Origin of the sequence: Anaerobacillus sp. CMMVII (assembly GCF_025377685.1) — a bacterium.
Lineage (GTDB): Bacteria > Bacillota > Bacilli > Bacillales > Anaerobacillaceae > Anaerobacillus.
In genome coordinates this window covers 49,620-72,786 of sequence record NZ_JACEHK010000006.1, presented here as the reverse complement: position 1 = coordinate 72,786, position 23,167 = coordinate 49,620, and the positions used below count along the sequence as shown (strand labels likewise).

21 protein-coding genes and 2 pseudogenes are annotated in these 23,167 nt (G+C 36.7%); 6 read left to right on the top strand and 17 right to left on the bottom strand.

The window, feature by feature from the left end; genetic code table 11:
- Positions 1-40: 40 nt before the first annotated feature.
- On the bottom strand, positions 41-1,330 hold the full coding sequence (locus tag H1D32_RS09545; protein WP_261178055.1) for a SpoIID/LytB domain-containing protein: 1,290 nt from the start codon (positions 1,328-1,330) through the stop codon (positions 41-43).
- A 59-nt stretch (positions 1,331-1,389) separates the two neighbouring features.
- On the bottom strand, positions 1,390-2,142 hold the full coding sequence (locus H1D32_RS09540) for a DUF3891 family protein (protein WP_261178054.1): 753 nt from the start codon (positions 2,140-2,142) through the stop codon (positions 1,390-1,392).
- A gap of 356 nt (positions 2,143-2,498) precedes the next feature.
- Between H1D32_RS09540 and hcp the strand changes: the two genes are divergently transcribed.
- Entirely contained in the window at positions 2,499-3,800 is a 1,302-nt protein-coding gene (hcp, locus tag H1D32_RS09535) for a hydroxylamine reductase (RefSeq protein ID WP_261178053.1), read from the top strand.
- Positions 3,801-3,882: 82 nt separating this feature from the next.
- Here the strand turns inward: hcp and H1D32_RS09530 are convergent, their stop codons facing one another.
- The 4 genes and pseudogenes from H1D32_RS09530 to ilvA form a co-directional block, all read right to left on the bottom strand.
- Positions 3,883-4,344: a divergent PAP2 family protein gene (locus H1D32_RS09530; protein ID WP_261178248.1), complete on the bottom strand. Its 462-nt coding sequence runs from the start codon at positions 4,342-4,344 to the stop codon at positions 3,883-3,885.
- 117 nt (positions 4,345-4,461) lie between these two features.
- On the bottom strand, positions 4,462-4,599 hold the full coding sequence (yhfH, locus tag H1D32_RS09525; protein ID WP_261178052.1) for a protein YhfH: 138 nt from the start codon (positions 4,597-4,599) through the stop codon (positions 4,462-4,464).
- A gap of 266 nt (positions 4,600-4,865) precedes the next feature.
- The gene (locus H1D32_RS09520) at positions 4,866-5,774 is read right to left on the bottom strand and encodes a chemotaxis protein (protein WP_261178051.1); all 909 of its coding nucleotides are present in this window, start codon (positions 5,772-5,774) and stop codon (positions 4,866-4,868) included.
- A gap of 204 nt (positions 5,775-5,978) precedes the next feature.
- Positions 5,979-7,225 (bottom strand): annotated as a pseudogene (ilvA, locus tag H1D32_RS09515) (threonine ammonia-lyase IlvA).
- A 321-nt stretch (positions 7,226-7,546) separates the two neighbouring features.
- Here ilvA and H1D32_RS09510 point away from each other — a divergent pair.
- The gene (locus H1D32_RS09510; RefSeq protein WP_261178050.1) at positions 7,547-7,738 is read left to right on the top strand and encodes a hypothetical protein; all 192 of its coding nucleotides are present in this window, start codon (positions 7,547-7,549) and stop codon (positions 7,736-7,738) included.
- 546 nt (positions 7,739-8,284) lie between these two features.
- On the opposite strand, the gene H1D32_RS09505 is transcribed toward H1D32_RS09510, so the two are convergent.
- The 5 genes from H1D32_RS09505 to H1D32_RS09485 are packed head-to-tail and all read right to left on the bottom strand — an operon-like array spanning position 8,285 to position 11,928.
- Positions 8,285-8,974 (bottom strand): hypothetical protein, encoded by a 690-nt coding sequence (locus H1D32_RS09505; protein ID WP_261178049.1) that lies wholly within the window; start codon positions 8,972-8,974, stop codon positions 8,285-8,287.
- A complete protein-coding gene (locus H1D32_RS09500; RefSeq protein WP_261178047.1) occupies positions 8,971-9,669 on the bottom strand; it encodes an ABC transporter ATP-binding protein in 699 nt (232 codons plus the stop codon). The genes H1D32_RS09505 and H1D32_RS09500 overlap by 4 nt, the downstream gene beginning before the upstream one ends.
- Positions 9,670-9,679: 10 nt before the next feature.
- A complete protein-coding gene (locus tag H1D32_RS09495; protein ID WP_261178046.1) occupies positions 9,680-10,051 on the bottom strand; it encodes a GntR family transcriptional regulator in 372 nt (123 codons plus the stop codon).
- Between the two features lie 12 nt (positions 10,052-10,063).
- Positions 10,064-10,984, bottom strand: a complete 921-nt coding sequence (locus tag H1D32_RS09490; RefSeq protein ID WP_261178045.1) for an ABC transporter permease — start codon at positions 10,982-10,984, stop codon at positions 10,064-10,066.
- Between the two features lie 20 nt (positions 10,985-11,004).
- Positions 11,005-11,928, bottom strand: a complete 924-nt coding sequence (locus H1D32_RS09485) for an ABC transporter ATP-binding protein (RefSeq protein ID WP_261178044.1) — start codon at positions 11,926-11,928, stop codon at positions 11,005-11,007.
- Positions 11,929-12,443: 515 nt separating this feature from the next.
- Between H1D32_RS09485 and H1D32_RS09480 the strand changes: the two genes are divergently transcribed.
- Both H1D32_RS09480 and H1D32_RS09475 read left to right on the top strand, forming a co-directional pair.
- A complete protein-coding gene (locus tag H1D32_RS09480; RefSeq protein WP_261178043.1) occupies positions 12,444-13,142 on the top strand; it encodes a toast rack family protein in 699 nt (232 codons plus the stop codon).
- A 335-nt stretch (positions 13,143-13,477) separates the two neighbouring features.
- The gene (locus H1D32_RS09475) at positions 13,478-15,061 is read left to right on the top strand and encodes an alpha-amylase family glycosyl hydrolase (protein WP_261178042.1); all 1,584 of its coding nucleotides are present in this window, start codon (positions 13,478-13,480) and stop codon (positions 15,059-15,061) included.
- 293 nt (positions 15,062-15,354) lie between these two features.
- On the opposite strand, the pseudogene H1D32_RS09470 reads toward H1D32_RS09475, so the two are convergent.
- A pseudogene (locus tag H1D32_RS09470) lies at positions 15,355-15,857 on the bottom strand (DNA topology modulation protein).
- Between the two features lie 106 nt (positions 15,858-15,963).
- Positions 15,964-16,719, bottom strand: a complete 756-nt coding sequence (locus H1D32_RS09465) for a peptidylprolyl isomerase (RefSeq protein ID WP_314733388.1) — start codon at positions 16,717-16,719, stop codon at positions 15,964-15,966.
- A 145-nt stretch (positions 16,720-16,864) separates the two neighbouring features.
- On the opposite strand from H1D32_RS09465, the gene H1D32_RS09460 reads away from it, so the two are divergent.
- Positions 16,865-17,230 (top strand): YhjD family protein, encoded by a 366-nt coding sequence (locus H1D32_RS09460; protein ID WP_261178041.1) that lies wholly within the window; start codon positions 16,865-16,867, stop codon positions 17,228-17,230.
- Between the two features lie 49 nt (positions 17,231-17,279).
- Here H1D32_RS09460 and H1D32_RS09455 read toward each other — a convergent pair whose 3' ends face one another.
- From H1D32_RS09455 to H1D32_RS09440, 4 genes are all read right to left on the bottom strand, one after another.
- Complete coding sequence (locus H1D32_RS09455) at positions 17,280-18,137, bottom strand: amidohydrolase family protein (RefSeq protein ID WP_261178040.1); 858 nt, start codon at positions 18,135-18,137, stop codon at positions 17,280-17,282.
- A 15-nt stretch (positions 18,138-18,152) separates the two neighbouring features.
- Positions 18,153-21,242 carry a GNAT family N-acetyltransferase gene (locus H1D32_RS09450; RefSeq protein WP_261178039.1) on the bottom strand — a complete coding sequence of 1,030 codons (3,090 nt, stop codon included), beginning with the start codon at positions 21,240-21,242 and terminating at the stop codon, positions 18,153-18,155.
- 20 nt (positions 21,243-21,262) lie between these two features.
- Positions 21,263-21,739 (bottom strand): YwpF-like family protein, encoded by a 477-nt coding sequence (locus H1D32_RS09445; RefSeq protein WP_261178038.1) that lies wholly within the window; start codon positions 21,737-21,739, stop codon positions 21,263-21,265.
- A 106-nt stretch (positions 21,740-21,845) separates the two neighbouring features.
- Entirely contained in the window at positions 21,846-22,499 is a 654-nt protein-coding gene (locus tag H1D32_RS09440) for a YhcN/YlaJ family sporulation lipoprotein (protein ID WP_261178037.1), read from the bottom strand.
- Between the two features lie 214 nt (positions 22,500-22,713).
- On the opposite strand from H1D32_RS09440, the gene H1D32_RS09435 reads away from it, so the two are divergent.
- Positions 22,714-23,124, top strand: a complete 411-nt coding sequence (locus tag H1D32_RS09435) for a hypothetical protein (protein WP_261178036.1) — start codon at positions 22,714-22,716, stop codon at positions 23,122-23,124.
- The last annotated feature ends 43 nt before the right edge of the window (positions 23,125-23,167 follow it).

The window sequence follows — 23,167 nt, the reverse complement described above, 5'->3', positions numbered from 1 at the left end:
AGGAACAATTGTTTCCTAGCGTTTTTTATCTTTCCATGAATTACATTTTCTTGATCCTGGTCCCCGGATAGTAAAATTGTAATATTTCCTGATACTTTTTACCCCGTTCCGCCATTTTCTGAGCGCCCCATTGACTCATCCCAACACCATGCCCATACCCTCTACCTTTTACTATATATATATCATCATTTTGAATAAACGAATCAACTAGATAACTTCTAAAAATGTCCCCACCGATCATCGGACGAATCCGATCTAACCTTCCATTTTCCAAAACTAAAACATGATAAAGTACCGTCCCATCTAGTAATCGCTGCAAAAATTCAACCGTAATTGTGCCTTCGTCTGCACGGTCAGAATGCAAATTTTTCAATTTTATTTCAAAATGAGGAATGGACAATATTTTAATTTCTTTAGAATAACCTTTTTTATGAAGCCATTTTTTCATGACCATGGTTATATCTGTATCCAGTTCATCATGATTAACCCACCAATTACGATCTTCAAAGTCTATCTCATTTAAAGAAATTTGATGTTTATTAAGCTGAAACTCCCAAGGGTGAATTGGGTCGTAAGGGTCCTTCTGGATTGGAAAGTAGGTTAAAGCATTTCCACCCCAAACGTGTGCATTGCTTTCCGTCAGTCCACCATTACTTGCTGAGTAAAAAGCATCAATGAGCTGGTTTCTATAGGTAATGACCTCACCCCTTGTTTCTTCAACTGCTTGAGTCGTATGATCATTCCATGTATACCCGCCGTAAACTTGAAAACGGATCGTATCGTCCATCTTTTTCTTCAAATTAGTGACCGCATACGTACGTGCCGCCAGTGTTTGTGCCTTTAATGTCTCTAAGTCCCATGTCGGGTAAACTTCAAAAGGGACAACTCCCTTTAAATAATCCTCTAAAAGAAGCTGGTTTACAGGACGAATAAACGTTTCATCCTCAATTTGCAACTCCATTGATCCCAAGTATGGTCGATCGTTTATATAAATAACATTCTCTTCATCATACGATTTTGGTAATAGAACAAGAGAACCATCAGTGATATATTCAAACTCATCCCCGTCTAAGACGATCTCCCCATCTTTTACTTTTAATTGATAAGTCGCTCCTTCCTTTAATAGTAACGTGGAGTCGAGTGAGTGATACTCTCCAACACATTTGATATTCACCTTTTCGGTATTACCAATATAATTAACTAGCCTAACCGATACCTGCTCATCTGCAAGTACCCCTTTTGGAAATACGATCGCTAAAATACAAACGAAAATAATTAGGAAATTTTTCATACAAGTATGATGACCTCGAGCAACGTATTTATTCTTCATTCGTTTTCCATTTGGTAGCAAAATTGTTAAACTTTCTAGTAAAATGTTTTCAAACCTTATTAACCCCCGACTAATGTGATAACTCTCTGTTGGTTTTCAGCCGCTTCATACTCTTTTTCTAGAGAAAGAATTCGGTTTTTCTTTATCTTTTTGTATCCCATTGATACAGTTAGCTCACAAGAAAACGGGAAGTCTTCCACTGAAACTGTATTTTTATCAAGCCAATGTGCAATAATTCTGCGCTTTTGATTAAAGTGAAACCTTTGTTGAAAACCTCTTTTGAACCAACTAAATTCATTCTTTTTATCGACTCCTGGTTCATTCATACATAAATACAAAGAAAGATTATCGCAAAATTGCAAGAGGTCATAATGAAATTGCAGAGTTTCTTTCTCTACCGTCAATACTTGTAGTAGCTTTCTTTGCCGTTTTCGTTCTTGCGCCAAAAAAACTTCCCCTCTGCCATTTGTGTACCGCTCAAAAAATGAAGCGTAATGAAGACTACAAATTAATGCAGCATATTCATCGTGTTGTTCTATATAATTAATCCCCTTTGTATAAGCTTCAAGCTTAGGAGATAAGGGGTAATCAATAAATGAATGCGGAAGCTTTGTTTCTTTATTTAGTAATGGCCGTTGATCAAGTTCAATCCAGCCATTATCATGCTCATAGATCGCATATAACACTGATTCCCTCTTTTCGTTTCCATCAAAATATTCATCTTTCCAAGCTTGAGCAAACTCTCCACATACCTTCGCATGCTCATGTTGCTCAAATAACAAGATTTCATCTCTTCTTTCAGTTACAACCATAGCTCCCCCACCTTAATGATAAACTCCATGTTATTTATTATATGTTATTTCAGGAATTTTCTGAATTGTTTTTAAGGACCATTTTTTCGTTACTTGATGTCGCTTGGCTTTGCGTCAAGTTCTTATAGATCGACGTTTTTAAGAATGCTATTACATACATCATAGTTACATCTATTTGCACGTTGTTAATATTAATTAAATATTTCGACTATTAATTATCGTGACAAATATCACTGCTGTATCAAATGTTTCAAAGTATGATTAGTACAGGTTAAGAAAACGGTTCACTTCTATTTTATAGATGTTACTGTTTTACTACAGAGAAAATAGACAGAAGTTTTTGAGGAGGATTAATCATGTTTTGTTATCAATGTGAACAAACACCAACGGGTGGCTGTAAAGTAATCGGGGTATGTGGAAAAAACGAGGATATCGCTAGCTTACAAGATACCATTATTTTTGGTCTTAAAGGGGTAGCAGCATACAGAACACATGCTAATCAACTAGGCTATGTTGACCCTGAGGTTGACGCAATAACACAAGAGGCTCTTTATTTAACACTAACAAACTCAAACTTTAACTTACAAGAACATATCGATATGGCTATGAAAGTTGGAACAGCAACAGTAAAGGTGATGGACCTATTAGACCGTGCTCATACGGAAAGACTTGGAATCCCTCAACCTGTACGCGTTACGCAAAATAAAATTGAAGGCAAATGTATCGTTATCACTGGGCATAACTTATTTGCTTTAGAAGAGCTACTTAAGCAAACTGAAGGAAAAGGGATTAATATCTACACTCACTCAGAGATGCTTCCTGCTCACGGATATCCACATCTAAAGAAATATCCGCATTTAAAAGGAAACATTGGTAAAGCTTGGTTTGACCAAAGACGTTTATTTGAAAAATTCCCTGGAGCTATCTTAGCTACAACAAACTGTGTAATGCCTATTAAAGGATCTTACGCTGATCGCTTCTTCTCTTATGAGTTAGCTGGACTTGAAGGAGTAGCAAAAATTCAAGGTGAAGATTTCAGTCCACTTATTGAAAGAGCATTAGAATTACCTGAGGCTAACATTGAGTCTGATGAAACATTAGTAACAGGTTTCCACCATGAAACAGTTTTAGGAATCGCTCCTGAAATTATTGACGCCGTTAAAGCTGGAAAAATCAAACGTTTCTTCGTAATCGCTGGTTGTGACGCTCCTGGTAAAGGTGGCGAGTACTACCGTGAATTAGCAACATCGCTTCCACAAGATACAGTTATTCTAACAACTTCATGTGGTAAATTCCGCTTTAACGACGTAGACTATGGAACTGTTCCTGGAACAGATATCCCTCGCTACATCGACTTAGGACAATGTAATAACTCAGGATCAACAGTTAAAATTGCTGTAGCTTTAGCAGATGCATTTGGCTGTGAAGTAAACGAACTTCCTGTAAGTATTGTATTATCTTGGTTCGAACAAAAGGCAGTTGCAATCCTATTAGGTTTATTCTCATTAGGAATTAAAGATATTCGCATCGGGCCAAAACCACCAGAATTCATTAGTGAAGGTGTATTAAACGTACTTCAAGACGCTTTCAACCTACAGTTAATCGGTGATGCTCAAGAAGACATGGCTGACATGCTTCAACTAAACGCTACAAAGTAAATTTGTTTTCATGAAGGTTTTCCCCCTTCTCGAAATAATAAAACGAAGGCTACGCATCATGCGTTTGCCTTCGTTTTTGTTTTCACTTATTTTCCCTGCTAAAAAAGCTAACTAAACCAACAATAAACCCTAAAATCGCGCCTCCAAGTACTTCCTCTGGTTGGTGGCCAATACTTTCTTTTAATTGTTTGTCTTTACGATCGTGTGCACCGTCTTTGTTTGTGCCAGTTAATTGATCAATTCTCTTCTCAAGTTCATTTACTTTGATAGATGTTTCACCTGCATGCCTGCGAACGCCTTGGGCGTCATACATCACAATTAGTCCGAAGACGATTGATAAGGCAAAGTCTAATGATCGGGAGCCTAGCTTTAACCCAATATATGTAGCTAATGAAGTCACACCTGCTGCGTGAGAACTTGGCATTCCTCCAGAGCCAAAGAGTTGTTTCCAATCCCAAACTCCAGTCTGCATACCCTTAAGCGGAACCTTTAGTAATTGTGCTAATCCAATGGAGATTAAGGCAGCTATAATAGCTTTCACAATAAGCACCCTCCCTTTAAAAAACTCAGGATTAGCTTTTGTTACTCTCGTTAGTCTTATTCAATTTAGCGCCTACAAATAAAAAAACTCCCCTCTTACATGAAGGAAGTTTTGAACTATTTATTTTAGATCTTCTGTTTCACAGCTTTCACATTGATGAGTATAGCAATCATGCATTTCATTAACCTCTTGCCCGCAGCAAGAGCACTGTTTTGGTGGTAAATTTCTAAAAAATTCAACTACTGAACCAACTGTCATTGTTGTTACCCCCTGTTATAATTGAATGTTTGTTGTATAACATAATTGTACTACAACAAAAACTGTATTACAACAACTTTTTTGAGTTAAGCTGACCATTTTTCTTACTATTTACGTAACACTTTAGCCAGAAGCCCCCCACTTCAAATTTCAGTTATAAAATTAAATGGTGGGTATGTCACACGAAGTCTAAGCTTCCATTTTTTGTGAACAAACAAAAGCATACCGACTACTAACAAGTCGGTATGCTTTATGGTTTGCATGATCTATGCTAACAATTGATCAATTGTTTCTACAAGGTTAACAATTTCTGGTTTACTTACTTGAGCATTCGCACCAACACGTTCACCCTTATGAAATAAATCACCAGTTATTAACGAACTAAAAATCACCACGGGTATAGCATTAAGAACCTTATCTTCTTTGATGCGTTTTGTTAAATGATGTCCATCCATTTTTGGCATTTCAATATCAGAGATAATGAGATGAGGAAACTCTGTAACCAAATCAGTGCTTTCACCTAGTTTTTCTAAATAGTCCCAGGCTTGTTTGCCATCTTCAAAAAATTGTAGGTTCTTATAGCCCGCTTGTGTTAAAGTATCTTCTAATAGCTTACGTAAGATTGGCGAGTCTTCGGCAATCATTATTTTTTTCTCGCTGCGTTGGCGCTGCCCTAAGGATTTTAACTGACCGATATTTATTCCTGCCTCTGGGCTAATGTCAACGACGATTTTTTCGTAATCTAATAATAAAATCATCTGGTCTTCCATCTTTATTACACCAATCGTCGCCCCTTCTAAACCTTGAGAAAGCTTCGTTGGCTTTTCGATTTGCTCCCATGAAATACGATGAATTCTAGAAACACTATGTACATGAAAAGCAATTTTTAACTTATTTAATTCAGCAACAATCAACTTGTCCTGCTCTGGTTGCTTTGAAGCTGGAAATCCAACTACTTTTGCTAAATCAACTACGGGTAATATCTCATCACGAAGTCTAATGATCCCTTCCACACTCGGGTGGGAATTCGGTACCTTTGTCACCGGAAGCGGTTTGATGATTTCTCGTACTTTCATGACATTTATTCCAAAAACACCTTCTCCGATTGCAAAAACAATCACTTCTAATTCATTTGTTCCACTTTCTAATAAAATCGCTTGCTGATCCTTAGCCAACTCAATTTCCTCCTCAAAAAATAAACCAGTGTGATTGTAAAGGCTCTTATCGTAAACATTTCTCCTGCGTTTCTACCAACTAATCAAGTGCATCAAGTTATAGCTAGCCCTTGCAATCTCATTATTTTTCGATAATCACCTGACAAACTAACAATCTATATTTAGCGTACCACTTTTACCGTGATGTCCATTCGTATTCTTTGACTAAATTAGCAAATTAAATAGATTTTCATCTTTATTCACTTCAATAAATTCAATTTCGTGTTCCGTCATTCGCTGAATTAACGCATCGTAGTCATCACTACGCTTCAACTCAATACCGACGAGAGCTGGCCCATTATCTTTGTTATTCTTTTTTGTGTATTCAAAACGAATGATATCATCGTCTGGACCCAGTACATCATCTAAAAATTCCCTTAAAGCTCCTGCTCTTTGTGGAAAGTTGATAATAAAATGGTGTTGAAGTCCTTCGTAGATCAACGATCGCTCTTTAATTTCTTGCATTCGACCAATATCGTTGTTTCCACCACTAATGACACAAACAACAGTTTTCGCTTTGATCTCTTCCTGATAAAATTGGAGCGCTGATATTGGTAACGCTCCTGCCGGTTCAGCGACAATCGCATTTTCATTATAAAGCTCCAAGATGGTTGTACAAACTTTCCCTTCAGGTACAATGACAATGTCATCTAGAAGTGTCCGACAAAGCTCAAAAGGGAGTTCTCCGACCTTTTTTACAGCAGCTCCATCAACAATTTGTCAATTTTCTTTAATGCAACAACTTCACCTTTTTCAATTGCTGCTTTCATTGCAGGAGCACCTTCTGGTTCAACTCCAATTAACTTTGTCGTTGGACTAACCCCTTTCATATAGGTACCGACACCTGAAGTGAGTCCACCTCCACCTATCGACATAAATAAATAATCGATCGGCTCGTCCATATCATCCATGATCTCCATTCCAACGGTACCTTGTCCTGCGATAATTCTATGATCATCAAAAGGATGAATAAAAATTTTGTCATTTTCAGTACAAAACTCCATTGCTTCGTAAAAGCATCGTCAAACGTATCACCTGTCAAGACGATCTCGATAAATTCACCACCAAAACGTTTCACTTGCGTTACCTTCTGCCTTGGTGTTGTTTTCGGCATAAATATTTTTCCAAATATTTTTAAATGCTTACAAGCGTAAGCTACACCTTGTGCATGATTACCTGCACTTGCACAAACAACTCCCGCAGTACGCTCATCGTTTGTTAAGCTTTGTATCATAAAATAAGCGCCGCGAATTTAAATGAGCGAACTACTTGTAAATCTTCTCTTTCAAAAAAACCTTACATTGATAACGTTCTGACAAAACTTCATTGTATTGAAGTGGGGTATGTACAACAACATCCTTTAAGCTATGGTGCGCAATTACAATATCTTCAATCCTTACTGTCTTATTCATATTAAACCCTTCCTAGTTGAGAATAACATTGCTCAAACTTACATAATATTTAATTAAATCATTATAGCATGTTTTTTAAAATATTAGCTGAATTGAGCGAATTTCGTAATTTACTTAACCAGCTATATTAATCAAAGTGTAATTGCGAATGGTTTTTACACAGCTACACTAAGAACGTGTTAGCGAAAATAATTTACAATTAAAAAGGAATCAAAAGATTTGTATGCTTTTTCGTTCACTTGTTGCTATTGTGCAGAGTTAATTCTATAATGTTAGTAATAATACTATTTACATAGTTTCATTTTAGGAGGAGACTTTCCCATGAAAAAAACAATTGCACTTTTAACTACTCTTATTGCTTTTCTAACATTCTTTGCTTCAACAACACTTGCTGCTGGCAGTGGCGGCGCAAAAGAAGCAGTAGCGGCTTCACCATATGAAGGACCACTAACGTTATTAGCTATTATCACTCTAGCAATTATGATCTATCTTCCACTTACAGATAATAACTAACAAAGTATGATCAGGCTGTTGAATTAATTTCAACAGCCTGTTTTTTATTTTTATCGTTGGGAAAAAATTTGTCATGTATGTTCTAATAGATGAGCTCAATAAGCGGAAAAATAATTTTTAAAGACAAGCCGGACATCAGATCCTTTATTTTTAAAAAAATACGTTAATTTTAGATTTCGCGGACAGAGGGTACTCTATTTGGTCTTTAAGTAGTGAACATTCAATGTTTTCGGTCAAATAAAGGATCTGGTGTCCGCGAAAGTTTAATAAAGGTGGATAATTTAAAAATAACGGAATCTATGTCCTCGTCCTAGTTTGCTTTAGTTAAATAAAAGCTTGAAACATAAGAAATGGCGTGTCAAAACTGTTGTCAGTTCACACGCCATTTCCCAAAAACGGTACGGTTTACTAAATTAGTCTAGGTGGTTAAACTAACTTTTTTATGCTTCAACTTTATGATCTAATAGCCATGCAGAAATCAATAAACCGCAGCAACCATTAGGAGATCAACAACAGACGTACCCATATAAAGGATCGCATCATTTGCTACTCCCATATGAACCGTTGGGTCTTCTCCAGAGTCAAAAAGATTTCTAAAGACTCCATAAACTCTGTTTCTCGCATAATAACTCCCCATTCGGTGACTCCTCGATATATCGCTGTATCTTGAAATCGAACCCAAAGCCAACTACCTACCATACTAATCGCAATTCCTAACAACCATCCAAATTTCCGTACTGATTTTGCCATCATATAAATAAATGTGGCCACCACCCCCGATTGAAGCGAGGCAATGAAAATACCTAAAAATAATACCCACCAATATGCTTCCATTTGTCTAATTAAGAAATTTGACACCATTGGGTCTGGAAAATATTCAGAACTATTTTTAAGAAGAAAATAAGTAATCAAAAACGTTGTCACTAAAGAAATAAATAATTGCGTCATTGCCGCAGCAAACTTAGCTGATAAAAGCTGCCAGCCACGAACAGGGATGTTTAACCAAAATACCGTCGTTTTTTGTTTCCACTCTTGCCGTAACGATGAAAGCATTGCAAAAAACATGTAAAAAAAGTGCGCGACGATTAGTAGCACGGTTAAGGTGACGAAAAAGGGGCTGTGCCGTTCAATCAGATAGAATAACAAACCACCGACCACCACTAAAGACATCATGTTAATTAGAAAACTAGTTCTTGTTAAACGGAGCTCTTTCATATAAAGCGCTAGCCAACTCATTTTAGAACCTCCTTCATAATATCTAACACACTTTGCCCCCTTACTTCTCGAAGCTCCTCTACATTTTCCGACAATAAAATTTCACCATTTTTAACTACTATTACATGATCTAGTAAAGGTTCAATTTCAGTCACTTCATGTGTTGAGATAATAAGAGTTTGCTCTTCCATTTCAACAAACTTGGCAATTAATTTGATAATATCTTCTCTAACTAATGGGTCTAACCCTGATAACGGTTCATCCATAATTAATAAAGGTACTTTTCGTGAGAGTGCAATTGCAATCTTTACTCTGGCACGGTTTCCTTTTGATAATGTTCCTACTTTTTTCGTGCGATCAACTTCGAGAGCCTGAATGATTGTATGAGCTTTTTGAACGTCAAAGTCCGGGAAAACACTTGCAGAGAAACGGATCGTCTCATCTACAGTATAAAAATCATACAAGGAGTCAACCTCAGCAAGGAAGGCGACCTTATTTGCTATTAACCTAGTAACATTTATTCTCGCTACCTCAATCTCACCAGATGATCTTTTCAATAAACCCGCAATCAATTTTAACAATGTTGACTTCCCACTACCATTAGGCCCAACCAAGCCAATAATTCCACCAGTTGGAACTTCAAAACTAACATCTTTTAGAGCTAACGTTAATCCAAATCTTTTTGACACTTGATGAAATCTAACTATCGGATCCATAATTTTCACCTCAACCATTCGACTTTTTTAATGCCACTTTCACTTGCTCAATAATTTCCGCCTCAGAAAAGCCATTGTTTAACATATAGGTAATAAAAGTCGTTATATATTGTTCAGAGATTTCAGACCGCAACTGCTTTATCACGACTTCATTATCAGTTACAAATGACCCCTGACCTCTCCTTGCCTCGACAATCCCTTTTCGTTCCATCTCAGCGTATGTCCTTTGAACAGTATTCGGGTTAACACCGACATCAACAGCTGTTTCTCGAACTGAGGGTAATTTTTGGCCTGGAATTAGCGAACCGTTACAGATTTGTTGAAAAAAATAGTCCATTAGCTGCAAATATATTGGTTTTGAATTATCAAAGGATACACTCATAACCCTTCCCCCTTATGCTGCAACATCGCGTTTTTGGAAAATCACCCAAGATAACAGATTAAATATAATGAAATAGATCGCCAACATCACCAATGAGAATGTCATTGTCATTCCTTCTACAATTGGGGTTCCTTCGATATATTGAACAAGGTACGTATTCGCAAACAAAATATATTTTACCCATTCATATTGACTTAGGACATGAACTAGCTGACTTCCAGTAAACATTAAAAACAAAGCTAAACCAATCGCTAATGAACTGCTTCGGAAAATCGTTGAAATCATAAACGCAAAAGTCACCATCATTAATAATTCAACACTACTTAAGCTATAAAGCATTAGGATATGGCTAAACATGTTCCGTTCGACAACTGTTCCTGCCTCAAAAAACAGGTGCGGTTGTGTAAGAGTTGAAGCTCCAAACAATAAGGCACCGATTCCAATTGAAAAGATAAATAAGCCAAGTAACATCAAAATGGCAAAAACAAAGGTTGCTAAATATTTGGATAGTAAGATTTTTGATCTAGATGCTGGTCGAATTAAGAGTAGCTTAATAGTTCCCCAAGTAAATTCACCAGCAACAATTCCGGCAGCCACAATAATTGTAAACATCGTAACAATGCTTATTAAATTAACACTTGATGTCATGAATCCCCAGAAACTTTTTGTTTCAACTGGAGGAATATCATGTTCTAGACGATATTCATTTAAAATAATTTCACGTTGATAGTGCTCGAGCGCCATTCCAGGCATTCCACCCTCAGCAATGATCATTTGATATTGAGCATTTTTGGCAATGACACCTTCTTGCCAACCCCCAGGACCTGGATCATCTAAATAAACTTTGTAAAAAGTCCTATAATTAGTAATAACGTAATGAGGATGACAAACATAACCCAAGTACCAGGCCGATAGTATATTTTCATGTTTCATTTTGAATTAGCCTCATCAAATTAAACAATCTGTTCCCCTCCTGTTACTTCCAAAAATTTATCCTCTAATGATTTTGCCGTTTGGCTAATTCCAAAGACATTTACACCATTCATAACCAATGCTTTATTAACAAGTGGGATCTGGTCCTTTTCTAAATTAATTTCAATAAAATCTGCGTTTATTTGAAACGAAAGTTCTGAAAATTGTTCTTTTAACAAGTCAGATGCTAACACAACATGATCCACCAAAAACCGTATCATTAGTTCTTTTTGGCCATTAATAAATTCATTTACAGCTTGCACACCAATCAATTTTCCTTTTTGAATGATCCCAATACGATCACACATTAATTCCATTTCCGATAACAGATGACTAGACACAATTACTGCTAGCCCTTCTTCTCTAGCTAACCTACGTAAATAGTCACGAATTTCACGAATTCCAGCAGGGTCTAAACCATTTGTCGGTTCATCCAAAATTAATACGGACGGAGAATGTAATAGAGCTTGAGCTAACCCTAACCGCTGCCTCATTCCCAATGAATATGTTTTTACCTTCTCATGAATCCTTTCAGTCAAACCGACTAGTTTAACAACCTGATTGATTCTCTCCTCTGAAACTCCATGTACCATCCGAGCATAGTGAATTAGGTTTTGATACCCTGTTAAAAATTTATACATTTCCGGATTTTCAACAATCGCTCCTACTTCTGAAATAGCCTCCTCGAAATTTTTGGCTACGTCTTTCCCCTTTATTATGACTTCTCCTTCTGTCATCGAAATTAAGCCGACGATCATCCGAATCGTCGTTGTCTTCCCTGCTCCATTCGGGCCAAGAAATCCAAACACTTCACCCGGGTAAATTTCAAAGCTAAGATTATCAATAATTTTTTTACCTTTTATCACTTTAGACAGATTTTTTATGGAAACTACGGGCGTTGTCATTATGATCCCCCCTCAAAATATACATAAGTATTAAAGAACTACTGTACTAATAGAATAATACACTGACACACATTCTAAGTCAACTGTTTTTAGATAGGTTAGGGTTTTTCGTAAACAGTGTGGCTGGATGGACAATTCAATAATCAAAAATTTAAGGCTCTTTTCTAAAACATTGTTGCTTTTCACCTAAATAATTGGAATATTCCTTAGATGAATATATCACTTAATAAATTAAGTAACAAAAGAGCACTACTTACTAAATTAAGTAGTGAAATCTTAGTATTTATGTGTAAAAATCCGGATTTTGGGATTTTTACGAAAGCAACAAATATTGCGAAAACAGCCAAATTTAAAAACTTTGAATGTAAGAAAGATCCCCCGAGACCATGGTATATCTTGTCATTACTAACCTTTTTAATAGACAGCATTATGATAAAAATAATTATTTTTCGTCCTAGCTTCATTATCCCCTTTTAATGGTAAAATTTAGACATAATAATTAAGGAGGAAATGTTATGAAAAAATGGATTTTTTTTCTTGGCACTTGTTTATTGTTCCTTGCAGGCTGTAGCTTCTCCTATCTCGTCTCCGGGCCAACAGAAACAGTCACCGAATCTATTGAATTCGATGAAAGTTTAAAAGAAGGAGCGATTGAGCTTCACTTTGGTGTTGGTGAATTAAAGTTTATCGGTAGTTCTGACGCATTCGTCCATGGTCAATTCACATACAGTGATGAGAGTCTCGTTCCTAAACTCAATTATCGTGCGAAGAATGAAAAAGCAACATTACAACTTAAACCTAAAAAATCTAATTTTACAGGTACGGTGAAAAATGAGTGGGAACTTGCATTTACAGATCAAATTCCACTTTCATTTGATTTAAATCTCGGTGTTGGTGAAAGTCATCTGAAATTCAGCAACCTCCAACTCACAGAACTATCTGTTCAGGCAGGTGTCGGTGAAACCGTTATTGATCTATCAGAGGTAATTAGTACCGATTTCACTGTAAATGTAAGTAGTGGTGTCGGCAGTACTAAACTCATTTTTTCTGAAAATCAAGCAGTCATTGTTGATGTAAGTAAAGGAATTGGTAGTGTCTCTGCAGATGGTTTTGTTAAGGAAGATGGTCGCTACAAAACGACTGTAGACTCAGATCAAGTGATTAAAATATTCATTTCGCAAGGTGTTGGTGAGGTCACTTTAGAAACAAAATAATAACTTAGTATTTTAACTAGATGTGAGATTTGGTCATTGAGTTAATCGATACAACTAAACGGGGAACAGCGGTCTTTTATTTCCCCTCAAAACTATGGTGAAGTTCAATCGTTGTCCTTTTTCGATCCTTCATCCATGTACCGCGAAGGTAATGATGAATCCTTGGTCTTTACCTTCATTCATGTAAATCTAGCACGAGTAGATAAAAGCATTCCTTTTTTTAACTACTCTCAATTTGTGCAATCGGTTTCGCTTTATTGTTTACTCTATACAATTTCTCTGATAAAATTTAGATTGTTATTAAGTAAACGTTTGCACATATTGGAGGTTTTTATATGTATTTTTCAAATTTAAAAAGGCACATGTTACTTACCATTATCGTTTTATTGGTTTTTGTAACAGGATGTACCACCCCTGAAACTGAACAGCAACCAAATGATGTTGCTGTGGTTGAAACCATTGACCATAATGAACTCATTTCTAGCTTTCCTAATACTGTTTTCTATGAAATTTTTGTTCGCGCCTTTTACGATTCGACGGGGGATGGAATCGGTGATATTAATGGTATGACTAAAAAGCTTGATTATTTACAGGAACTTGGAGTGGAAGGAATTTGGTTAATGCCTATTCACCCCTCTCCTTCTTATCATGGCTATGATGTAACTGATTATTATGATATCCATCCAGACTACGGAACGATAGAGGATTTTAAATTATTTTTAGCTGAAGCACATGAACGTGATATTAAAGTGATCATTGATTTGGTTGTTAATCACTCTAGTACAATGCACCCTTTCTTCCAAGATGCTATTTCTTCTAAAGAAAGTCGTTATCGAGATTGGTACATTTGGGCAGATGAAACAACTAATTTAAGAGAGCGCGGCGAATGGGGACAACTGTTCTGGCACGGCGAGGCACCAAATAACTATTTCAGCGTTTTCTGGGGCGGGATGCCCGACTTCAATTTTTATAATGAAGAAGTTCGCCAAGAAATGATTAACATCGGCAAATTTTGGCTAGAAGACGTTGGTGTCGACGGTTTCCGTTTAGATGCAGCTAAGCATATTTTTCCGAAAGATAAACCTCAAAACATTGTCTGGTGGCAAGAATTCCGCTCTGCAATGGAAGAGGTAAAAGAAGATGTCTTCCTAGTTGGTGAAGTTTGGGATCTCCCTCAAGTAGCAGGTCCATATTTAGAAGACGGACTACATTCTACGTTTAATTTCGATTTGGCCGAGGATATTTTAAAGGCTGTTAGATCAGAACGGGGTGGCTCTGTCGTACCTAAATTAATTCGGACCCTCGATACGTTTGAAAGATATTCAAAAGATTTCGTTGACTCTACTTTTATCACGAATCATGATATCAATCGAGTAATGAGTGAACTACGAGGGAATAAAGAGCAAGCAAAAATGGCTGCAGCACTGTTACTAACTTTACCCGGAAGCCCATTTATCTATTACGGCGAGGAAATCGGAATGCAAGGTGCAAAACCAGACGAGCATATCCGCGAGCCAATGCTCTGGTATGAGGGGGCGAACGCTGGCCAAACAAGTTGGATCGAGCCGAAGTACGATACAGGTGTTGACGCTCCTTCTGTAGAAGCACAACTAGCTGATCCGAATTCATTATTACAGCACTATAAAACAATGATTTATCTTCGACGTTCTCAACCTGCGTTACTATTCGGTAATCTTGCAGAAACATCAATACGTGAACAAGGAAGCCTAGCTTTTAAGCGGGAGTACAATGGCGAGGAACTAACGGTCATTCATAACTTGTCAAAAGATGAAATTAACATAGTGATAGAAGCCCCTATGGGAGAACTTATTTTCACTTCTCACGAGGATTCCACAGTGACAAGTGACACAATTACTTTACCACCGTACTCCACGGTTATCTTTGGAATAAAAGAATAATAAAAATGGAGCTTGACGTCTTGGAACATGAATTCTACATTTAATTGTATTTTCGTGTTCCAACGCGCTCTTTGGAACATAAAAATAATTGTTTCCGTTTTTATTAGTTGAGAATTCAATGCATAATAGTTAACTAGCATACAAAACGTACAGATCTGCGTTTTGTATGCTAGTTTTAATATGAACAAGATATCTAGTCCCATTATTTGTTACATTTTAAAATGCTATTATGTAAAATATGGAATGATTTGAGGCTCATTGGAGTAGAGTCACTTAGCTTAGTCTATTTCTTCTTAAAACTTTTCTAAAAAGTGTGTTACATCTTTTGGTGACTTCAATATAATAACTTGTTTATCTTTAGAAAATTGTTGAAGTTGGTCTAAAATCTGAGGTTTTTTCTTTTTTGGATATTCCCATATCCATCTTAAAATTCTAAGTCAAACTTTTCTTCGCATCCCTCTCCCATATCCGGTCTTGTTCTATTTCGATATTGAATCATTCTTTTACTTGCACGAAAGACGCATAATGTTCTCGGAAGATCTAAAAAAATGATCGTATCAGCAGCATTTAGTCTAATCTCCATTGTCCCACCATAATTACCATCAATAATCCACTCTTCTTCTTTAATTAACTCATTTTGAACTTTTCTTTGTTCATCTTTCGGAACCCCCACCCAATTAGGTTTCCAAAATAAGGCATCAAGATGATACACGTTTCTTTTTAATTTTTCGCCTAATTTTCTTGCTAATGTCGATTTTCCAGAGCCACCCGAACCAATAATTACAATTTTTTTCATTTTACAGCCCCCAATAAAAAGAGGTATACGAATTCGCGTGCAATTCGTATACCAAAACAAATGTTATTTACTTTTTCTGCTCAACTATTCCGTGAACTTTTCTCTATTAATTCAAAATCTCAATTCTCTCGATGATAATATCTTCGAGTGGACGATCATTAGTACCAACTGGAGTTCTAGCGATCTCGTCCACGACATCCATTCCCTCTACTACATGTCCAAAAACTGTATGACGATAATCTAGATATGGAGTTCCTCCATGTTGCTCATACAGTTCAATCGTTTCTTCTGGAAACTTAATCCCATTTTGTTGTTCTATTTGCCCAATAATACTGCGGTTAAAATCGTCTGTTTGCACAATGAAAAATTGACTACCGTTCGTGTTTGGTCGCCCAGGATTGGCCATTGATAAAGCACCTCTAAAATGAGCGAGACTTGGAGAGAACTCATCCGCAAAAGGTTCTCCATAGATGCTTTCACCACCCATTCCAGTTCCATTAGGATCTCCAGATTGGATCATAAAATCATTAATTACCCGATGAAACAAGACACCATCATAGTAACCATTTTCACTATGAGTTAAGAAATTTTCTACCGCAAGTGGTGCGTATTCAGGATAAAGACGAATCGTGATTTCTCCCTTGCTCGTAACCATCTTAACTACTCTTTCAGTTGGTTGAACATCCGTATTAAATTGAGGATAGTCAACTGGGGTAATCTCTTCTGCTGCCGGTGCAGGCTCGTCCACTTCAGTGACAGGCTCGTTAACCTCTCCGGTATTTTCCTCAGTCGTCCCTTGACCACACCCCGTAATGAATAAAATTAGTAACAACGTGACAAAACCATAATGAACCAAACGCATTATGTAAATTCCTCCTTTTTGACTATATTATTGGTTACTGCACAGGTCAGTAATCAATTTCCCCCGTAGACCTCTTGCAAAAAAAAAATTCATCAGGTAAAATAAATACGAACATAAGTTCTTTTACGGAAAGGAGCTTTTACAGATGAATTGTTTATCTCAACAAGAAGAACGCCTTTTCGAGGCTTTCATTATTTTAACACTTGCTCGCAAAGTTTTGCAAAACGATTTAATCAATGTCGAAAAATCATTTTTCAAACTAAAAGAACCTTACTTACAATTAATTCATTCTTCGATTGGATCTATTAGTAAAGAGCTATTTGAAATAAAAAAACAGCTACATAAACAAAGCATAAAAATCGAATTTGGTCCAAATGATGGTACCTTTTCTGAATTTCATTGCTATTTCCGTGGCTATGTAAAGACCAGTCGTTTTTTAAATATGCATTTAAGAAATAAAGTTCAAGAAAAGCTTAGTCATTTTTTCATAGCAAATAGTAAACTTTCGTAACACCTTGGTAAAAAGCGGCTGACTGATCATGGTCAGCCGCACTCATTAGCTATTCTAAAAAAGACTTAAGCTTCGGGAAAACCTTAAGAGCATTGTTATAAAACACGTCCTCGACGTACTGATCAGGGATAAATGTCTTAATAAACTCAATGTATGGCTGAACCTGCACAAGAGGCCAATCTGTCCCAAACAATAGTTTTTCATAGTGGTCACAAAAGGTAATCGCATGTCGTAAGTGATCATAAAAGTGTGGAGTATTGGATATACGCTTAACTTCTTGTCTATCTCCGACAATTAATCCTGACAAATCTGCATACATATTTGAATTTTTATAAACAACCTCTGCGCCATCTAAGACCCATGGATCACCGAAATGCGCCATCATAAATGTCACGTTCCGATTTTGAACTGCTACCTCATCTAATGTAAGTGGATGCGAATATTTTAATAAGCCCCGCTCTGAATAAGTATCGCCACAGTGAAACACAACAGGGACATTATAGGCTGCTGCAAGCTCATAAACCGGCCCATAGATTTTATCGTACGCGTAATATGGATAATATCCTAAGTAAATCTTTATCCCTACAACACGCTGACTTGTTAATTCAGCCTCTAAGGCCAATAGTTCAGCTGTTCCTAAAGAATATGGGTTTACACCTGGACAATAAACAATTCTTGTATGCTCATCCTTAAGCATATCCAATCCCATCGGTGTTGGTGCTGAACTATCGGGAAAACCACCCAATTGTTGTTCTGTTACACCCATCCCAATCCCTAACACCACATTGGCATCACGATATTCTTGTAGGAGCCCCTCGTAGGTGTAATCAATATGTGAACGGTCTTTTGCTGTCTTTTGAAAGCTTTCAATTTTTGAAAAATGCATATGTGCATCAATTATCTTCAAATGAAACTCCCTTTCTTAAAAACGTAAAGTTCTAAGGCTCTTTAATGCCTGATCATCAATCACTTCTGAATGGAACAACAAGAAGGTTGGTTTTGAACGCCACGTTGTACCACTAGCTAGATGAATTTTTTTCATGACCGAAACATCCGTAACTGTTTGATTCATATACAGTTCAATGTCATCAAAGTCTAACTCCGGTACAATTTGCAATAGATTCTTGCTTCCTTTTGGCATGAAGGCAATTTGCTTCACTCCTTCTAAATAAATCTCTTCACTAGAAGCAGTAAACATTTGCTTTTCCTTAGCATTTGTAACTGTCAAAACTTTCCCATCGGTAATATTCAATGATAAGGAATGAAACATTTGTCGAAAATGAAAATACCGGTTTGTATGTTGTTCAATCTCAACAAAATAGCAAACAACAGGTGTTCCAGGTTGTAAGAGAATATATTGATGGTAAGTAAACCCTTTATATTCTTGATGTTTTTGCACAGTAACAGTTATTTTAATTCCTTCCCAACGATTTTGATGTTGATCTGTTAACGCAACAAATTGGGCATCGCGTTCCTCCTTCAATAATGAATCAGGACGAAACTTCTCAAAAGAGGTACGAATTCCGCCACTCCAAGGATTCCACCAAGCCTTTGGCGCCAATGTTGGATAAGAACTATCTAGCCATTCATGTTCTCCATACTTTAAGGAAAAAATCCCCGGGTAAAAGCTTGGCTGACATCTTACTTCAATAAGACCATTGTTTACAACATATAAACGCTGATTTCCCGTGACTTCAGTAACTGTTTTTATGACCTCTACACAACTCTTTTGGATCGCCACGGTTTTTAAGTCTATATATTGTCCATTCAATTCTCCATGTGCTTCTATCATTTCGATTTTCTGTTTTTCTAAAGGGATATTCTCAAAATGTAGCACCGCTATTTCTTCTTCATAGTTGACTTTCTTTTCAGCTAGTTTTTCTGTAGCGGATTTTTTTACTCCTACCGTTCCCTCGAAAAACGACTGTTTGTGATTATCGACTTTTACGTTAGTCGTATTCAGGTCGGTAAACGGGTTCCCATTATTGCTAACTAATTCAAGATGGTCATACGTTATTTCCGAATCCTCATATCCTTGTTGCAAAGCAAACGCTCGTTGCTCTTGCCAGCTAGAAAAAACACCAAGATTAATAAACTTTGACCTAGATATAAGTGTTTCTCCATTCCTGCTAGCAAACAGATGTTCAAAATATAAACACCAATTAGCAAAATTGAGCTTCATGTCTGGATGCCAACTTAACCCATAGCAACTAGCGTTCTTAGAGAACAACCAGTTTTCAGTTACATGTCGACTATTCCATAGACTAAAGCGAGCTGGGTATTTACCATTTAGTTTCATAATTTTCCCTTGATATGAAAAAGTAGAATTATTAAATTCATAGACTACTTGGTCATAAATTGCTAGGTTTGGAAACTCAACACCACTAACATTATTTTCAATCTCAAAATAATGTTCAACAAGACCATCCATGTACAACTTAATGACTGAATGTAGTAGTAACCCAGAGAAATCCTGAGATTGAAAAGATGCTTTCATCAGTAAAAATCCATGCGCTTTCTGAAAACTAACGGTTGGTTTTAATTTTGCAAACTCCTCAGAAAAAGGCTTTCCTAATTTAGGGTAAGATAAGGTGATAAGCCCAGCGTTTTTCATTCCTTTTTCGCAAATAATTGCGTTACCTGACTTTTGCAGGGCAACATGATAACGCCCACAATAAAGATGCCAATAGTCTTCACATTCGCCTGTGAAACTAGTACCGATCCCAGGAAAAGCAATTCCGAGCTGTTTCTCATACGTAACCGTTTCTCCGTTTGATCGTTTGCAAGTGACGAGAATTTTTTCACTGTAATATCCAAATGACTCTAATACATAAGGTATTTCGACTAGTTTTCTTGCCTTTTGGTCAATGGTTATGTTTAAAGAAGTAGTTTGCATAGTAATAAATGAGGCTTTCGGTAACTGAAATGAAACACATACCTCTTCCTCAAAGTTATTTTCCATTTCAATAAAAAAGCTAGCTTGCTTCTGTAAAAAACATTGGTTTGCTGGAACCTTTGCACTTATTTTTACCGGGAGCTTCGGTTCAATCCCGAGCTTCATTTCGATATTTTCACCATTTATTGTCACTTTTGTAGTTACTGCTGGATGGGTCCGAAAATTATTTTGTTCCTCATCAATAGTATCTACAAAAAATTGAGCGGTTACCTCCTGCTCTTTGGTTACCGAAAAATGCCCATGAAAAGAAAACCGAATATTTTTATCATCCCGCCCGGTCAATGTAATTTCTATTGGCTTTTCAGTTTTGTTCTTTACGCGATAGTTAATCTCATATGATTGCCCTACTACTAGGGCAGGTTTGGATATTGTCGCATAAATACAATATTCATCTGTTTCAATCAATCTCATTCCTCGACCTGTTTTCTCAAACTGAACTCGTAAGAAGTGATTTTCATGCTGCCATCGATATTCAAAGAAGTCAAAACCATTTTCTTTGATCCCATCCGGCTTTACTTCAATCAATCTTGAAGAAGAGTCATACCAATCAGCCTTTTGAAAAAACTCGCGGAATGCCTCCGTATTTAATACCGTGGGCATAAAGTTCATTAAGTGAACCGTGTCATCACGTTCTTCCCAAAAAAAGCCACATTTTTTATAAAGTGGTACGGCTTTTGTATTTCCAGCCCACGTATATAAATCAAGCCGTGGCCACTTTAATTCAATCGACCTTTGTAGTGCTTGAAGAACTAGTGCTTTCCCAATTTTTTTACCATGATAGTCATCTCTTACATTTAATAATGGTATGTACAAAGCACCCTCATCATCGCGATATTCCGAAAGGCCACAATAGCCTACCGCCTTATCACCATCAAGAGCAATGTAGAGATGTTTATTCGTCGAGTTTTCTTCCTGAGTCCGAACGTGTTCTTCGGTCATGACCGTTCGTTCGCCACCCCACCCCTCTAGACTGTTGTTCCACATGTCGGCGACTTTCCCAGCTAACCGTGTATCGTATTCAACAATTTTAACCTTCATTGCTGTTTTATCCACCATACAATCAGTCTCCTATTCGCTTAGTCAAAGAATTTTCCTTTCACCTCTACAAAAGCATTATTTAAAGCTCCTTGAATTGCTCTACCTCGATCTTTCTTTCTTCTTTTAAACTCTATTAGAATTTCTTCACCTTCGAAGCCTTCCTCCAAAATACTTCTTAAAATCATATCTGAAAAGTCGTCTTCCTTTACAACCAATAGTCCATCTAAAAGCACGCTCACATTGTTTGTAATCTTATTGATACTCTTCACTGTAGACACAAAGGTTGCTGGGGCATTAGATCTTTTCGTGATGGTAGCTTCAACCATAAACTTTTCTTGTGTTTCGTGTAATTTCTTAAAATAACTCTCAAGCTCAGGTTCAACGACTGCTTCAATTAACCAATTTTTTTGAGCTTCTTCTTTATTAATGATTAATCCATCAATTAATTCTATTTCGTTAGGTTCAATCTCAGTATCTAATAACACAACTAAAGAACATAATTTAAATGTTTTCATTTTATCACCTCAAATTTAATTTCACTTGTACTTATCATACCATAAATGCCATAATTTTCTTATATTTATTGCAAGTAAACGTGAAAAAGGACTGATCATATCAGCCCTATTCTAACCTGCTCTGTCCTGCAATTGGACCAGTAGTATTGTCAATGAAATCTCGATCGTCTGTTTGGTCGTCTATAAAACCGTCATCTAATAAGCGAATCCGATCAACCGCATGACGATCAGTTACAACAACAATATTCTTATTTGGATATTTGTTGGTAACGAATGTTTCAATTTCACTTTTTAAGCCTTCTGTATCATTTGTTTCACAGTCAACAGCAATTAACAGTTGTTTCCCCTGGCTAATCACCTGTGCATCACGAACAGTATCTAGCTGTAATAGTTCCAACGTAATTTGTTCTTCAATATTTCGTTCTGATTGTGCATCAATAGCAAATGCGTTTGGTTTATTCGACATCCCCTGCTGTGCATCAAATCTAGAAATTCTTTGATTCATTTCCGGTGGAGTCCGATCAAGGATCCCGTTCATCCCTCTTCCTGGTCGTTCATCTCTCGTAACTATATTCGCAATAGGATTTTTGCGGTCACCTTGTTGATTCCAAAGTCCAAACCCTTCACGATGATCATGGGCTTGAAATCTAGTCCCGGGATCATTTTCTAAGCCTGGATCGACCCCTTGCCCATTTATCCCACAGCCATTTATATAAATAACAACAAGTAAGCCAATACTTAATAAAACGCCTCTTTTCATGACGTCACTCCTTAATTTGCATAAACTATAATTAATTTTACGTGTTATGATTAGAGTTAGTTATTTCATGCCCTTTTACTCAGTTAAATTTTTCAAAAAGTTGGTGAAATCATTGCACTCACATCCGCTCAAACAATTCGAATTAAACTTACAAGACACCTATAAAATTAGGGTAAAGTCCAATAGACTGATTTCTCTTAGTCATTCCCAAAAGATGTACTGTTCCATTCAAGTAGTTAAGGAACAACTCCCACCACTTGAATTAACAAAAACGTATTTTCATTGGCTAAGTACTGCCTCAAAAAAATTAATCAAAGTAACGTTCATCAATCATCAATATCAACTATTCATTCGTTTCATTCCTAAACCTTTATTGGTCCTTACACTTCAACAACAGACACCTGAAAAAGTGGTCTTAGGAGTTACAGGTGGTTTACTTGCAACCCCAAAGCAAAAAGGAACCTTTACATTTATGAAGAGAAATAAGTGCTCAATCATTGCCTTAGAACATTTTCAACCACGTTTACCTTGGTGGTTCTACCGAGCCACACAAGCTCCGATACATGAACTGGTAATGATTTATTTTCTAAAACACTTGTCAAAAAATCGGTTGGGCGAAAAATAGATTAAATTAAGAAAAGCGCAAGCGCCCATTTTAGCCCCGACAA

Bases quoted from the DNA above. Each gene is read 5' to 3' on its own strand.
- H1D32_RS09480 (WP_261178043.1), top strand. From the start codon at position 12,444: ATGAAAAAATGGATTTTTTTTCTTGGCACTTGTTTATTGTTCCTTGCA.
- H1D32_RS09505 (WP_261178049.1), bottom strand. From the start codon at position 8,974: ATGAGTTGGCTAGCGCTTTATATGAAAGAGCTCCGTTTAACAAGAACT.
- H1D32_RS09435 (WP_261178036.1), top strand. From the start codon at position 22,714: ATGTACTGTTCCATTCAAGTAGTTAAGGAACAACTCCCACCACTTGAA.
- H1D32_RS09540 (WP_261178054.1), bottom strand. From the start codon at position 2,142: ATGGTTGTAACTGAAAGAAGAGATGAAATCTTGTTATTTGAGCAACAT.
- H1D32_RS09450 (WP_261178039.1), bottom strand. From the start codon at position 21,242: ATGGTGGATAAAACAGCAATGAAGGTTAAAATTGTTGAATACGATACA.
- H1D32_RS09445 (WP_261178038.1), bottom strand. From the start codon at position 21,739: ATGAAAACATTTAAATTATGTTCTTTAGTTGTGTTATTAGATACTGAG.
- H1D32_RS09485 (WP_261178044.1), bottom strand. From the start codon at position 11,928: ATGACAACGCCCGTAGTTTCCATAAAAAATCTGTCTAAAGTGATAAAA.
- H1D32_RS09545 (WP_261178055.1), bottom strand. From the start codon at position 1,330: ATGAAGAATAAATACGTTGCTCGAGGTCATCATACTTGTATGAAAAAT.
- H1D32_RS09510 (WP_261178050.1), top strand. From the start codon at position 7,547: ATGAAAAAAACAATTGCACTTTTAACTACTCTTATTGCTTTTCTAACA.
- H1D32_RS09440 (WP_261178037.1), bottom strand. From the start codon at position 22,499: ATGAAAAGAGGCGTTTTATTAAGTATTGGCTTACTTGTTGTTATTTAT.
- H1D32_RS09475 (WP_261178042.1), top strand. From the start codon at position 13,478: ATGTATTTTTCAAATTTAAAAAGGCACATGTTACTTACCATTATCGTT.
- H1D32_RS09500 (WP_261178047.1), bottom strand. From the start codon at position 9,669: ATGGATCCGATAGTTAGATTTCATCAAGTGTCAAAAAGATTTGGATTA.
- H1D32_RS09495 (WP_261178046.1), bottom strand. From the start codon at position 10,051: ATGAGTGTATCCTTTGATAATTCAAAACCAATATATTTGCAGCTAATG.
- H1D32_RS09460 (WP_261178041.1), top strand. From the start codon at position 16,865: ATGAATTGTTTATCTCAACAAGAAGAACGCCTTTTCGAGGCTTTCATT.
- H1D32_RS09490 (WP_261178045.1), bottom strand. From the start codon at position 10,984: ATGAAACATGAAAATATACTATCGGCCTGGTACTTGGGTTATGTTTGT.
- yhfH (WP_261178052.1), bottom strand. From the start codon at position 4,599: ATGACAGTTGGTTCAGTAGTTGAATTTTTTAGAAATTTACCACCAAAA.
- hcp (WP_261178053.1), top strand. From the start codon at position 2,499: ATGTTTTGTTATCAATGTGAACAAACACCAACGGGTGGCTGTAAAGTA.
- H1D32_RS09465 (WP_314733388.1), bottom strand. From the start codon at position 16,719: ATGCGTTTGGTTCATTATGGTTTTGTCACGTTGTTACTAATTTTATTC.